12 protein-coding genes are annotated in these 13,950 nt (G+C 35.9%); 4 read left to right on the forward strand and 8 right to left on the reverse strand.

The annotated features are described in order from the left end of the window. Positions 1–7: 7 nt before the first annotated feature. Positions 8–337, forward strand: coding sequence for a 2Fe-2S iron-sulfur cluster-binding family protein (locus C1631_RS21675; RefSeq protein ID WP_103247743.1), 330 nt, complete (start codon positions 8–10; stop codon positions 335–337). A gap of 59 nt (positions 338–396) precedes the next feature. On the opposite strand, the gene C1631_RS21680 is transcribed toward C1631_RS21675, so the two are convergent. The 5 genes from C1631_RS21680 to C1631_RS21700 form a co-directional block, all read right to left on the reverse strand. Beyond that, complete coding sequence (locus C1631_RS21680) at positions 397–1,530, reverse strand: serine hydrolase domain-containing protein (protein ID WP_109714175.1); 1,134 nt, start codon at positions 1,528–1,530, stop codon at positions 397–399. A gap of 165 nt (positions 1,531–1,695) precedes the next feature. Continuing rightward, entirely contained in the window at positions 1,696–2,277 is a 582-nt protein-coding gene (locus C1631_RS21685) for an LOG family protein (RefSeq protein WP_109714177.1), read from the reverse strand. A 177-nt stretch (positions 2,278–2,454) separates the two neighbouring features. Then, positions 2,455–3,897 carry an aminoacyl-histidine dipeptidase gene (locus C1631_RS21690; protein ID WP_109714179.1) on the reverse strand — a complete coding sequence of 481 codons (1,443 nt, stop codon included), beginning with the start codon at positions 3,895–3,897 and terminating at the stop codon, positions 2,455–2,457. Between the two features lie 121 nt (positions 3,898–4,018). Then, on the reverse strand, positions 4,019–4,510 hold the full coding sequence (locus C1631_RS21695; protein ID WP_103247747.1) for a hypothetical protein: 492 nt from the start codon (positions 4,508–4,510) through the stop codon (positions 4,019–4,021). Positions 4,511–4,530: 20 nt separating this feature from the next. After that, on the reverse strand, positions 4,531–5,136 hold the full coding sequence (locus tag C1631_RS21700; protein ID WP_103247748.1) for an LURP-one-related/scramblase family protein: 606 nt from the start codon (positions 5,134–5,136) through the stop codon (positions 4,531–4,533). A gap of 337 nt (positions 5,137–5,473) precedes the next feature. Here C1631_RS21700 and recR point away from each other — a divergent pair, with 337 nt between their 5' ends. Both recR and C1631_RS21710 read left to right on the forward strand, forming a co-directional pair. Next, entirely contained in the window at positions 5,474–6,085 is a 612-nt protein-coding gene (recR, locus tag C1631_RS21705) for a recombination mediator RecR (protein WP_103247750.1), read from the forward strand. After that, positions 6,081–6,920 carry a glycosyltransferase family 2 protein gene (locus tag C1631_RS21710; protein ID WP_109714181.1) on the forward strand — a complete coding sequence of 280 codons (840 nt, stop codon included), beginning with the start codon at positions 6,081–6,083 and terminating at the stop codon, positions 6,918–6,920. Before recR ends, C1631_RS21710 begins: the two co-directional genes overlap by 5 nt. A 72-nt stretch (positions 6,921–6,992) precedes the next feature. On the opposite strand, the gene secG is transcribed toward C1631_RS21710, so the two are convergent. From secG to C1631_RS21725, 3 genes are all read right to left on the reverse strand, one after another. Further along, a complete protein-coding gene (secG, locus tag C1631_RS21715; RefSeq protein WP_109714183.1) occupies positions 6,993–7,352 on the reverse strand; it encodes a preprotein translocase subunit SecG in 360 nt (119 codons plus the stop codon). 479 nt (positions 7,353–7,831) lie between these two features. Next, on the reverse strand, positions 7,832–9,862 hold the full coding sequence (locus C1631_RS21720; protein WP_109714185.1) for a M16 family metallopeptidase: 2,031 nt from the start codon (positions 9,860–9,862) through the stop codon (positions 7,832–7,834). An 8-nt stretch (positions 9,863–9,870) separates the two neighbouring features. Further along, positions 9,871–11,184: a M16 family metallopeptidase gene (locus C1631_RS21725; RefSeq protein WP_103248046.1), complete on the reverse strand. Its 1,314-nt coding sequence runs from the start codon at positions 11,182–11,184 to the stop codon at positions 9,871–9,873. A 288-nt stretch (positions 11,185–11,472) separates the two neighbouring features. Here C1631_RS21725 and C1631_RS21730 point away from each other — a divergent pair, with 288 nt between their 5' ends. Then, the gene (locus C1631_RS21730) at positions 11,473–13,803 is read left to right on the forward strand and encodes an ATP-dependent helicase (protein WP_109714186.1); all 2,331 of its coding nucleotides are present in this window, start codon (positions 11,473–11,475) and stop codon (positions 13,801–13,803) included. The last annotated feature ends 147 nt before the right edge of the window (positions 13,804–13,950 follow it).

The raw sequence follows: 13,950 nt of genomic DNA on the forward strand, positions 1-13,950 counted from the left end.
CAGAATTATGTCAGATATTAATATTAAAATCACCGACAGAGAAGGTGTAACCCACGATGTCATAGCTCCTACGGATATGTCCATGAATTTAATGGAGATTATTCGGTCCTATGAATTGGCAGAAGAAGGTACTATTGGTGTATGTGGAGGAATGGCGATGTGTGCTTCATGCCAGGTATATGTAATTAATGATCCCGGTTTGGAACCGATGGGAGATGAAGAAGATGCCATGCTGGCTGAAGCTTTCCACGTGAAAGATAACAGCAGATTGGGATGCCAGTTGCATATTGCAGATCAAATGGAAGGACTTGAAGTGGAAATTGCTCCTTATCCTTAGAAAATATTTTTTAATCTTAATATAAAGCCCGTTTGAGTTTTTCTCAAACGGGCTTTTATTTATTTGGAAGATGTTTTTTCAACAAATGCAGACAGATCCTTTTCTAAGATTTTTCTGTTTGCAAGATTATTGGTTAAAATAATAAACCCTGACTGAAGTCCCGGAAAGAATTCCAGAGAACTTCTGGATCCACCTGTTCCACCGGTATGCTCATACATTGTATTTCCGTTTTTAGTAGTATGAAAGAACCAATTGAGTCCGAGAGAGCCTTCTTCTCCTTCAAATGTATACTTATGGGATAATGAAACATTCAATTGGTTTTCGGCAATATTGGCTTTGATATATTTAATCATATCGTAGGTGTTTGACCTTAATTCTCCGGTGGCTACCAGTTCTGGGAAGTCCCAATAGGGTGTCACCTCTCTGTTATTGTTATGGGCTTTGGCAATATTATTTTTGTTAGCGTCTGCAAGACTTATAGTTGTACTGTTCATTTGCAGCGGTTTCAGAATATATTTTCTGACCAGTGAAAAATAGTTTTCATGATAGACATCCTCAAGAATATATCCTAATAAATTCACGGCCATATTAGAATACGTGTATTTTACACCTGGCAGCGTATCCATTTTCATGTTTTTCAGTCCTTCATAGAACATTTTTTTAGAGTAATTGCTAAACGGATTAAGTTCTATATAATCTGGTCTTTCATAAAGATTAGGGAAAATTCTTGTAATTCTTGAAGTATGATTGGCCAGGTGTATTATTTTAATGGGATGATTATTATATTGTAAATTGGGATACTTCTCAGGAAGGTAGTTCCGGATATCATCATCTGTTCTTATTTTTTTATCTAAAATGGCCTGGGCAGTGAGAATTCCCGTAAATGTTTTGGTAATGGAACCTATTTCATAGATGGTTTTATTATTGGGAAGCACTTGTTTTCCATATTCTAACTCTCCATAATTGTAGTAATAATCTTTGCCTTTTATTGTGATTCCAATAGAAAGTCCTACCGCCTTTGGGTCTTCGTAGTATTTTTTTACATATTTGTCTACTTCCAGATCAAGTTCTGATTTTAATGGATTGTCTGTTTTTATGGTATTTTTATCCTGCAGAAGATTTTGATTCTGTGAAAAACTCCAAAAGAAACAGAGAAGTAATGTCAGACAAAAGAAATTTGTAATTGTTTTCATATATCAGATGATTGTGATGTTGCAGATGTACTTCAGAACGTCTTTTCTGGTATTCAGTAGTCTGTTTATCAATTAAAAATAGTTCTGAATATTGGGATAAAATTAATCTTTTATTTGGCTTTTTTTCAATAAAAAAGAGATATTCATGAATACCTCTTTTTATTACTAAATCTCTTCCTTAGAAATCCACTTCCCAACCGTAGGAGCTTCATAATTTTTCATTTTTTCAAGAAGCTCATCAATACTATCGCTGATCAGAAGCATATCTCTGTTAATCTGCTTTAAAAAACCTTTCTCCACCATATTCTGAACCAGGTTAATCAGGTCATCGTAAAAGCCGTCAATATTCAGAATCCCTATAGGTTTTTTATGAAGTCCGAGTTGTGCCCACGTGATCATTTCAAAGAACTCTTCCAGCGTTCCATAGCCACCGGGAAGAACGATCACTCCGTCACAAAGATCATTCATTTTGGTTTTTCTTTCATGCATCGTTTCCACAAGAACCAGCTCGGTAAGTTTTTTATGAGCAATTTCTTTGGCTTGTAAAAAATGGGGAAGAACGCCGGTTACTTTTCCGTTTTCACTCAAGGCACCATTGGCTATTGTTCCCATCAAGCCAGTTTGGGAACCCCCATAAATTAATTGTATTTGTTGTTTTGCCAAGGTTTGACCAAGCAGATATGCCTGTTCTTCATAAATTTTATCTGTGCCAAAACTTGAGCCACAGAATACGGTGATACTTTTCATATTTGAATGTTTTTATTCGTAAGCTAAAGAAGATAGTAAAATATTCTTTGATATTTTATATTGAAATTTCCAGATATTCAATTGTTGTTAATTTCTTAATATGGCCTAATGATTTGATAAAATTAAAAATATCCAAAATCAAAGACTTTGGATATTTACTATAGTTATTACACTCTTTTATTTCTGAGGAATATTCGCTAAAATATCTTTCAGGAAGCTCCAGAACTTCTGAGCAGAAGGGATATTTGCCCTTTCGTCAGGAGAGTGTGCTCCTCTGATGGTTGGTCCGAAACTTACCATTTCCATTTCAGGATAGTTGGCACCGATGATACCACATTCTAAACCTGCATGACAAGCTACTACATGAGGCTTTTCATTGAACTTTTCAGTATAGATCTTTTCCATGATCTGTACGATTTCAGAGCCTGGTCTTGGCTTCCATCCTGGATATGAACCGCTGAATACTACATTCATTCCGGCTAATTCAGCTACAGATTTCAATTGTTCTGCTGTAGAATACTTAGAAGAGTCTACCGAAGATCTTGTAAGGTTAAGAATCTTTAATTCACCACCTTTTAATTCAACTCTTGCGACGTTGTTGGAGGCTTCTACAAGATCTGCCACATCAGGGCTCATTCTGTATACTCCGTTGTGAAGAGCTTTTAAAGTAAGAATAACTTTTTTAGAATCTGCTTCTGAAATAGCTTTGTCAGAAGACGTAGAGTTTTCAATATTGATCTGAAGTCCCGGTTCTACAGAAGCAAATTCTTCTAAAATTTCTGTTTTAAGAACAGTCACTTCCTGAATGAACTCCTGTGCATTTCTTACAGAGATCATAGCAACTCCTTCTCTTGGGATCGCATTTCTTAAGCCGCCCCCATCAACAGAGATCAGTTCTATATTTTGATTTTCTAATCCTTTGTAAAGAAGTCTTCCCAGGATAATGTTTGCATTTCCGAAACCTTTATGGATATCCATTCCAGAGTGTCCACCCTGCAAACCTTTTACTTCAATTCTTACAATCTGTCCTTTTGCAGTTTCTGTTGCATAGTTTTGAGTAATGGTAACATCAACACCACCGGCACAGCCTATGTCAATTTCATCATCCTCTTCCGTATCAAGGTTTAATAGGATTTCTCCTGTAAGTTGCCCTGGTTTTAAACCAATAGCACCTGTCATACCTGTCTCTTCATCAATGGTAAATAAAGCTTCCAGGGCAGGATGAGGAATATCCGAACTTTCAAGGATAGACATAATGGTAGCTACTCCTAAACCATTATCAGCTCCTAAAGTAGTTCCTTTTGCTTTTACCCAGTCACCATCAATTTCCATTTTAATCCCTTCTGTTTCAAAATCGAAATTAACGTCATTGTTTTTCTGGCAAACCATATCCAGATGCGACTGAAGCACGATTGATTTACGGTTTTCCATTCCCGCTGTAGCAGGTTTTTTAATAATTACGTTTCCTACTTCATCTACAGTAGTTTCTAAACCTAAGTCTTCACCAAATCCTTTGATGAAAGCAATTACTTTTTCCTCCTTTTTTGATGGTCTTGGAACTGCATTTAATTTGGAGAAGTTTTTCCAGATTATCTGCGGTTCTATATTAGATAATTCCATTGAAATTTATTTTTCTCAAATTTACAAAATAAAAAATGCTTCCGTAGGATACAGAAGCATTTTTATGAGTTATAAAGTATGAATAAGTAAACTTTTGAATCAGCTTATTCACTTTTAGTTGTTAACATCCACATTCTCCATAGATCGGGATCGTGACAACACTGCCATCTGGTTTTTCAATGGTCAGGGTACCTTCAAATAATAAAGCTTCTTCGCCTTTTATTTTTTTACCCTTTACAGATATTTTGTAATCATTACTTTCGATTTCTTTGGTCAGTTCTTCGTCTACTTCCATATCACTTGATGAAATAAGATTCATAACCAGTCTTTTACCATCCAGTTTCATATAAGCAGTTTTTCCGGCATCATCAGCATAGATGTATTTTTCGGCTTCAAAATCAGCTTTGTTCCTGGCAAAATAACATGAGCATTCTTTAATTTCTTTGGGAAAGGGAATGGTTTCGATGAAAATTTTTCCGGTTGAAGGGGGAGTCGTTGCGGAGTCTTTAACAATATTTAAAGAATCTCCGGGAGTGGAGCCCGCAACTGTTTCTTTTTCCTTTTTACAGGCTATTAAAAGAAACGCAGAAAAGAAAATAATAAGGTATTTCATTTGTTTGTGGTTTTATTTTTTTAACCTCTAGCTCTTTCCAGAAGAGTCATCATTAATAATGAAAGGATTACCAAGCTTTCTTCCTCATCATCAATGTCAATTAATCTATCCAACTGGAATCTTCTTCCGAAGAATGAAGGCATTTTTTTTAATTTAAAATAAGCTTTTCCATCAATACCGGTTACTGTATAGGAAGGATTCAGGAAATATCCTGTAAACATTCCGATGATGGGAAGTTCTCCTACAAAACTGTCCCAGAATCTTACCCATGCACTATCTTCCTGAATTTTAAATTTAGGCTGATCTTTGGCATCAAGGATATCGTAGCTTGCTTTCCAGATAGAACGCATTCCTTTTCTAGCTAATCTGCCGAAATTTTTATTATCAACAATATCATTTAATGAATATGACGCATTAAAGTCAATCCATTGGTTAGCTTTGATTCTGAAAAGCTCCTTAGATTTGCTCTCATCATTGAAAACAATGACATCCTCCTTCAGCTTGAACATTTTTTGACGTACATAGGCTACATAATTCCCATTCTTGTCTGTAATGTTGAAGTCACTTGCTAAGGTAGTGATTTTGAATTTGAAATCCAGAGGATAATTTAGATTGTTAAGTACCATGTTAGTTTATTTTTTTCATATTTAATTCGAGCGGCAAATATAAAGGTTTTCTTAGAATTATATGGTATAGAAGTTACTATGAAAAGATTAAATTATCATATTGAGACATTGTAAAAAGTAGATCATAGATTTGCGGCAAGAGATTGAACATAAATGATGATTTGAAATGACAATTGTGATAAAGTCAATGACGGCTTTTTGCTGTTCCTATACTAATTTTTTCCAGGAGGTACCTACATACTGAGGTAAAAATGATTTATTATTTACTATAGATTATCATGTTTTTGTTTTCATTTTCAACAGGTAATTTTCAACTATAATGTCTATTTTTGTAGCTATGGATTATCCGAGTAAAGTTTTGGCAAAAGCAGTTGATGAGATTTCAGGATTGCCGGGAATAGGAAGAAAGACTGCGTTAAGATTAGCATTACATTTATTGAAACAACCCAGTTCCAGAGCAATAAGCCTTGGAAATTCCCTTATTAATCTTGTCAACGAAATAAAATACTGTAAAGAATGTCATAATTTTTCTGATTTTGAGATTTGTGAAATCTGCAGTAATGAAAAGAGAAATGGCGAACTGATTTGTATTGTGGAGGATGTTCGGGATGTTATTGCCATAGAAAATACCGGAAAATATACCGGAAAATATTTAATTCTGGGTGGGAAAATTTCCCCTATGGAAGGAGTAGGCCCCGGGCAATTGAATATTCCCAGTATTGAAAGAAAATTAAATGAAGGTAAAGCAAAAGAATTAATTTTTGCTCTGAGTGCCACTATGGAAGGAGATACTACTGCTTATTATATTTACAAAAAATTTAAAAATTTTGATGTGAATTTTTCAAGTATTGCAAGGGGAATTTCGGTAGGAGATGAGCTGGAGTATGCAGATGAAATCTCTTTAGGAAGATCTATCATCAACAGATTACCTTACAACGAAAAGGATTAATATGAAGCTGTCAGTTATTATTGTTAATTATAACGTTACCCGATTACTCAAAAACTGTCTTTTATCTCTTCAAAAATATATCAGGGAGATAGAGTATGAAGTAATTGTGATTGATAATGCTTCCACAGATAGCTCATGGGGAGATCTTATTCCGGAATTTCCGGACGTTCATTTTATTTCTTCCAAAATTAACGGAGGTTTTTCAAAAGCCAATAATCAGGCTATACAAAATGCAAAAGGCGAATATTTGTTACTTTTAAATCCCGATACTGAGCTGGAAGGATTTTATATGAAGGATCTTTTGGATTTTGCCGGTTCCCATTCTGATTTTGGAGGTATGGGGGTACGAATGCATGATGCGCAAGGAATTTTCCTTCCGGAAAGTAAACGTTCGGTTCCGGATATGTTCAATTCTTTTGAAAAACTGTTCACTAATTTTAAGAAAAATAATTCCAAGTCTTATTACAGAAATGATATTGAGGAAGACGCTATTGCAGAAGTGGAAGTACTGACTGGTGCTTTTTTACTGATCAGGAATGAGGTTTACCAAAAGATAGGGGGGCTGGATGAAACTTATTTTATGTATGGAGAAGATATTGACCTTTGCTACACTCTTTTAAGAAATGGCTATAAAAATTACTATTATGGTAAAGTCTCTATACTTCATCATAAAGGAGAAAGTACCATTAAAGATGAAGTCTATCTGAACAGGTTTTATGGGGCAATGCAGATTTTTATTGATAAATATTATAAGAAAACAAAACCGATGCAATATTCATTTTTGAAGGCTGGTCTGCAACTTCGCCACAAGATTGAAAAAATCAAATTAAAATAACTGAAATACCTATTAAAAAAAAAAGCAACTCAATTTGAGCTGCTTTTTTAAATATATCTGATGATCATCTTCTTATTTAGCCGGTACTACTGGTGTAGTAGTCGGAGTAGTGGTTGTTGTAGAAGAAGCCGGAGCCGTCTGTTTTGCCGGAGCTTCTTGCTTCACGGGTTGTTTAGGAGTAGGTGCCACTTGTGATGGTTTACCTGTAATCACAACGCTTATAAGGATAAGAACGATGATAGTTCCGCCTAGAGTCCATGTTGCTTTTTCCATGAAATCATTGGTTCTCTGTACTCCAAACTGAGCAGGTGATGCTCCTCCAAAAGTACTTGAAAGACCTCCTCCTTTAGGGTTTTGAGCCATAACAATAATTACCAACAAAATACTGGCAATCATAATAAGAACCATCAATAGTGTAAATATAGTATCCATTAATTCTGATATCTTTTTGAATGGGCAAATTTAATCTTTTTTTACTGAACGGCAAAGAAAGATGCAGGTAAATATGTATTAAGTACAAAAGTTTAGCAATCAGACAATGATTTTATGGTAAAAATAGGGTTGCGATAGGGTTTCAGGTGCTATTTTCATGAGTTGGAAAACGTAAGATGGTAATGAGCTTTAAAAAAAATGCTTTACGACCTAAAGAAAATCAAAAATTGTCAGACTCCCTGGAATAGTTATAAATTCTCGCAGAGGTTAGGGAGATAATACTGACTCTTCTACAAATATCTGCGAAATCTGTGCGATCTGCGAGAATAGAATAATAGCATTTTATCACAGATGAAATCTTAGTGTATTATTTTTGCTATGCTATATAAAATAATATCAGGAACTCTGAGTTATAATTTTTCAAAAAAAGGACTATCTCATTTCTGAGACAGCCCTTTCTTATAGATAATGTATATTTCTTATTTAAAATCGGAATCCTTAGCTTCATTAAGCTTATAAGATTGTACCGCCATATTGATGTCCATTCCACCCATATTCTGGATGATGGTAAATGGAAGTTTCACACCCGATACATCTTTATAATCTGCAAAGCTTGTTGGGATAGAGGCCCCTTCACCTGCCTTTATTTCACCTGTTTTTAATCCTGTCTTCACGCTGTAGTAATACGTGTTTTTAGAGCTTTTCACAACATAAGAATCTTCATTGTTATACTTTTCGATTCCTGCCAACTTCAAGTCTGCTGATTTTGCAAAAGTTAACTCCGGGAAAAGCTCCGGCTCTATCATTGCAGACTTTTGCTTGTCATTCAATGATTTTTTTTGGCCCTGTCCTTCCATATAACCATCTTTACCATCGAAAACGATTTTTTGAAGGGTGTTGCCCATCATTTTCATTTCCATCATCATTTTCCCTCCTTTCGCCTGAACAAGCTTCATGCTCATATCCATTCCCTGAACTTTAGTGGTCGCATCAGCTGTGATTGAAGTTACTTTCTGAACAGCAGCTAAGCCTCCGATAGCACTGATGTATTTATCAGCTACAGAACCAATTGTTACATTAGCGTCAATTTTCTGGCCGACAGGTTTTGTAACAGGATTGGCTTCTTTATCGAAATATTTTACGGGATAACCCAGCTTTTCCAAACCTTCAGAAATTTCAGCTCCTTTACCGGCGATGAAGATTCTGCTTTGATTTGGCAAAATCGTTGTTTTGACAGCATTGGATACATCTGTAGCACTTACTTTGTCAATAGATTTAAGATAGTTGGTATAGAAATCAGCCGGAAGATCCTGTTCTTTTTCATTGAGGGCAAATTTTGCAATCGTTTCAGGTTTTTCCAAAGACATGATGAAAGCCCCTTTCAGTTTTGCTTTAGCATTTGCCAGTTCTTCCGGTTTTACAGTAGAAATAGCATTAAGTTCGTTCATCATTTCCTTTACAGCCTTATCTGTTACCTCATTTCTTACACTTGTTTGAGCGGCGAATCCGGGAGAGTATTTGCTTGTGCTCATCCCTGAATAGGCTCCGTAAGTAAATCCGTTTTTCTCTCTAAGGTTCATGAATAATCTGGCTTCACCACCGCCGCCAAGGATATAATTGGCTATTGTTGCGGCGAAGTAGTTGGGATCTTTCATCTTGAGAGTATTCAGATTGCTCACAGATAAGACTGATTGTACTGCTGAAGGTACATCAACCACATTAATCTCCGTTTTGGTTAGATTGGAAGCTGGTTCTAATGCTGCAAATTTGGTGTTGGATTTTTTCCAGCTTCCAAAAGCTTTTTCAACCAATGGTTTTACCTGATCATATTTTACGTCTCCTACAATGACCAAATAAGCATTGTCAGGTGAGTAATATTTGTTGTACGTATTCTGAACATCTGCCAATTGGATCTTGTTGATTGATTCAATGGTTTCAAACTCCCCTCTGGAGGTGTTTTTTCCATATATCAAGGCTTTAGAGACTCTTGAAGCAATATTGGAAGCATTTTTTTCATCCGCTTTTAAGGCTTCTATTGTTCTTTCTTTTGAGTTCTGAATTTCTTCAGCAGAGAATTTTGGATTAATAATAGCATCAGCCATTAGTCCCAAAACCTCAGGAAAGTATTTTGAAAGAGAGTTAGAAGATGCTCCGTTGGAACTGAAATTAAGGTTAGCACCTAAAAAGTCTACCTTTTTGTTGAACTCATCTTTACTTAAGTTCATCGTTCCGTTTTCAAGTTGGTCTGCCATAATAGAACTTACTCCCGTAATGTTCCCTTCTGAATAAGGAGGTCTGTCCATGGAAAGAGTAGTATTTACTCTGGGAAGCTTATTGTTTTCAACAACCATTACCGTAAGCCCGTTATTGAGCCGGAAGGTTTGGGGTTTAGCAATGTTAATGGCAGGAGTTGGTCCCGGTTTTGGCATTGCATTAATATCTGTTTTTTGTGCGGTAAGCATTCCTGCAAATAAAAATGCCGCTGCTATATAGGTGAATTGCTTTTTCATGGGTAAAATTATTTTTTCTCAGGAACGTAGTTAATAATGATTCTTTGGTTGGAATTCAGATACTTTTTAGCCGCATTTTGAAGATCTTGTCTTGTGATTGATCTGTAAATGTCAATTTCCTTGTTGATAAGATTGGTATTTCCCATCAATACATGATTGGTGGCTAAAGAAGCAGCAATGCCCTGAATACTTGAATTCTGATTCACAAACTGATTTTCAAACTGGTTTTGAAGTTTTTGATAATCTTCTTCAGAAATAAGAGTGGTTTGAAGCTTTTTAATCTCGGTATCAATATCAGCTTGCAAAGTCTGTTTCGTAGTTTGTCCCATCGGAATTGCAAAGAATGCAAAAATACTGTAGTCTTCAAGCCCTTGATTAAATGCAGCTACCTGAAGTGCCTTTTTTTCCTGATCTACCAACTTTTTGTATAATACAGATGATTTACCATTGCTTAAATAAGAAGAAAGCATATCTAAAACATAAGCATCTTTCTCCTTGTTAGCAGGGGTTCTGTAAGCAAAGACATAAGCCGGAAGCTGAATATTCGGATCAGTTGCGGTAACTTCTTTTTCCTGAGTAATGGGAGCATCTTTAGGAAAGTCTTTCGGATAAACAGTTCCTTTCGGAATCGCTCCGTAATACTCTTCAATCCATTTTTTGGTCTGCTCAGGTTTTATATCTCCCGCTACCACTAAAGTAGCGTTGTTTGGAATGTAATATTTTTTATAAAATGCCTGAAACTCCTCAAGCTTGGCAGAGTTCAGGTCTTCCATAGAACCTATGGTAGGCCAGTTATATGGGTGGTTGGTGAAAAGGTTTTTTTGAATGGTTGGGAAAAGATTTCCATAGGGTTGGTTATCCATTCTCAATCTTTTTTCTTCCTTTACTACTTCTCTCTGTGTATCTACTCCGATCTGGTTGATTACAGCATGACGCATTCTTTCGGATTCCATCCACAATCCAAGCTGTTCATTGTTGGACGGAAAGGTTTCATAATAATAGGTTCTGTCGTTGGTCGTATTGGCATTGTTTTGCCCTCCGTTGGAAGAGACGATTTTGAACCATTCACCTCTTTTAATATTAGGAGTTCCTTCAAATAAAAGGTGTTCAAAGAAGTGTGCAAACCCGGTTCTGCCTTTTACTTCGTCCTTGGCGCCCACATGATACATGACCCCTGTGGTGACTACCGGAGCCGAATTATCCTGATGAAGAATTACGTGAAGACCATTCGGAAGGTCATATTCTTCGAATTTGATTTGCTGTGCATTCAGCATGAGCCCGAAGAAAGCCACGGCAGCAGCAGAAAGAAGTCTTTTTTTCATAGAGTTAGAAATTGTTTGTTAATGAGTAGGAAAAGTGAATTAAATGTTACAGAAGAAGCTTTTAGAAGTTGAAAATTGAAAGTTGAGAATGGGACAGGTAAATAACGAATGACCCATACACTTTTTCAATTTCAGGATTTAAAGTCGTTGATGGGATTGCTCCTTTCTGAGGGCTCTTTTATATGAGATTCTCATCGGATTTTCATCTGTAAAATTCTAACTTCTCTTATCAAAGTTTGAATTCTCCTCTGAATACATTAATTTTGTGTTCCCAAATTTTTTTGCAGTATGGACTATTTGAAAGGACTCAATGAATCACAATATGAAGCCGTTACCTCTTTACAAGGGCCCCTGATGGTGCTTGCAGGAGCAGGTTCAGGAAAAACGCGTGTACTTACCATGCGTATTGCCCATTTAATACACAATGGAATAGATCCTTTCAATATCCTGGCTCTTACCTTTACCAATAAAGCAGCGCGTGAAATGAAAGAACGTATTGCCAAAGTGGTGGGAGATAGTAATGCAAGAAGCCTTTGGATGGGAACATTTCACTCGGTTTTTGCAAGGATTTTAAGAATTGAAGCTCACTATCTGGGTTATCCTTCCAATTTTACCATCTATGATCAGCAGGATGCATTAAATGTAATCAAAAAAGTGTTGAAAGACATGAATATTGATGCTGATCTTTATAAACCGAAGAAGGTTCAGGCAAGGATATCTACCTACAAAAATAACCTGATTACAGTAAAAGCCTATTTCAACAACCCGGAATTGATGGAAGCTGATGAAAAGGCGAACATGAAATTTATAGGGCAAATTTATCAGAGATATGTTGATGCCTGTTTTAGAAACGGATCAATGGATTTTGATGATTTGCTATTGAAAACCAATGAACTATTGACCCGTTTTCCGGAAGTACTGGCAAAATATCAGGATAGATTCAGATATATTATGGTGGATGAGTACCAGGATACCAACCACTCACAATATCTTATTGTAAAAGCTTTAGCTTCGAAATTTGAAAATATCTGTGTGGTAGGTGATGATGCTCAGTCTATTTACTCGTTCCGTGGAGCAAATATTTACAATATTTTAAACTTTAAAAAAGATTATCCGGATGCTATAACAGTATCTCTGGAACAGAATTATCGTTCCACCCAGAATATTGTGAATGCAGCAAATGTTGTTATTGCGAAAAACTTACAGCAGTTCAAGAAAAATGTGTTCAGTGATAATGAAGAAGGGGATAAAATTAAAATTTACCGTTCTCTTTCTGATGCTGATGAAGCCAATTTTGTAGCCGGAAATATCTGGGAACTTCGCAACAGGGATCAGAGAAAGTACAGTGATTTCGCTATTTTATATCGAACAAACTCTCAGACCAGAGCATTTGAAGATGCTTTAAGACGTAAAAATATTCCATACAAGGTATATGGAGGACTTTCCTTCTATCAGAGGAAAGAGGTAAAAGACTTAATCGGATACCTTCGCCTTCTGATCAATGAAAATGATTCTGAAGCCTTGATGAGAATTATCAACTATCCTGCAAGAGGTATTGGAGACACCACTCAGAATAAATTGATCGTATTTGCTGATGCTCAAAATATTTCTGTTTCAAAAGTGTTGGATAATCTTCCGATGTATGCTCCTCAATTAGGCCTTAATAATGGGGTTTTAAATAAACTGAATGACTTTTGGTCGATGATCAAGGCTTTTCAGGTTTTGTTAAAAACGGATACTGCTTATAGTGTCGCAATGGAAGTAGCAAAACGAAGCGGATTGATCAAATTTTTGAAAGATGATCAAACGCCGGAAGGGATTTCCAGAGTAGAAAACGTACAGGAATTGATGAACTCTATGCAGGGATTCATAGAAGAACAAATGCAATTAGAAGACGGGGACCCGAGCCTTTCTAATTTCCTTGAAAATATTGCTCTTTCTGCAGATACACAGGATAAGAATCTTGAAGATGATATGGTTTCACTGATGACAATTCACCTTTCAAAAGGATTGGAGTTTCCGGTGGTTCATCTGGTAGGTCTTGAGGAAAATCTTTTTCCAAGTTTTATGAGTTCTGCTACCAGAGAAGATTTGGAAGAAGAAAGACGATTATTCTATGTGGCTTTAACCAGAGCAGAAAAACAAGTGTTTTTCTCTTATGCGGTCTCCCGTTTCCAATGGGGGAAAATTACCGATGCAGAACCTTCAAGATTCTTAAGTGAGATTGATGATGAATATATTGAATTCCTTAATCCGGTTCTGGAAAAGAGATTTATCAATAATGCCGGTGTAAAATCCAATATTTTTGATGAACATCCTTCTGAAATGAAAAGTTTTAGAAAAGTGGAGAAAAAGACCATCGAAAGAGGTGATAATGCTAAACCTGCCCCGGAAGTAAGAAAACTAAAACCGGTCAGTACTGCTAAAATTATCAATCCAAGTGGCGCTTCTTCTCAGGATATTGAAGTGGGAGATAAAGTAAGACACGACCGTTTTGGAATTGGTGAAGTTTCCTTCCTGGACGGAACTGATCCTCAGAATATCAAAGCAAAAGTGATTTTCATACATGAAGGGGAAAAGAACCTGATTTTAAAGTATGCGAAATTAACTAAGATTTAAACATAAACTCTATAATAAAAAAAAACGGATTCAACTTTTGAATCCGTTTTTTTTATAAAATATCAATAGTTTATTCCAAAAGAATTAACTTTAATAGAGGGAATAGAAAGAAACGATAATTATTTTTTATAAAACAAAGTCTATTAA

The sequence above is a fragment of the Chryseobacterium phosphatilyticum genome (genome assembly GCF_002899825.2).
Lineage (GTDB): Bacteria > Bacteroidota > Bacteroidia > Flavobacteriales > Weeksellaceae > Chryseobacterium > Chryseobacterium phosphatilyticum.

Bases quoted from the DNA above. Each gene is read 5' to 3' on its own strand.
- C1631_RS21675 (WP_103247743.1), top strand. From the start codon at position 8: ATGTCAGATATTAATATTAAAATCACCGACAGAGAAGGTGTAACCCAC.
- C1631_RS21680 (WP_109714175.1), bottom strand. From the start codon at position 1,530: ATGAAAACAATTACAAATTTCTTTTGTCTGACATTACTTCTCTGTTTC.
- C1631_RS21685 (WP_109714177.1), bottom strand. From the start codon at position 2,277: ATGAAAAGTATCACCGTATTCTGTGGCTCAAGTTTTGGCACAGATAAA.
- C1631_RS21690 (WP_109714179.1), bottom strand. From the start codon at position 3,897: ATGGAATTATCTAATATAGAACCGCAGATAATCTGGAAAAACTTCTCC.
- C1631_RS21695 (WP_103247747.1), bottom strand. From the start codon at position 4,510: ATGAAATACCTTATTATTTTCTTTTCTGCGTTTCTTTTAATAGCCTGT.
- C1631_RS21700 (WP_103247748.1), bottom strand. From the start codon at position 5,136: ATGGTACTTAACAATCTAAATTATCCTCTGGATTTCAAATTCAAAATC.
- recR (WP_103247750.1), top strand. From the start codon at position 5,474: ATGGATTATCCGAGTAAAGTTTTGGCAAAAGCAGTTGATGAGATTTCA.
- secG (WP_109714183.1), bottom strand. From the start codon at position 7,352: ATGGATACTATATTTACACTATTGATGGTTCTTATTATGATTGCCAGT.
- C1631_RS21720 (WP_109714185.1), bottom strand. From the start codon at position 9,862: ATGAAAAAGCAATTCACCTATATAGCAGCGGCATTTTTATTTGCAGGA.
- C1631_RS21725 (WP_103248046.1), bottom strand. From the start codon at position 11,184: ATGAAAAAAAGACTTCTTTCTGCTGCTGCCGTGGCTTTCTTCGGGCTC.
- C1631_RS21730 (WP_109714186.1), top strand. From the start codon at position 11,473: ATGGACTATTTGAAAGGACTCAATGAATCACAATATGAAGCCGTTACC.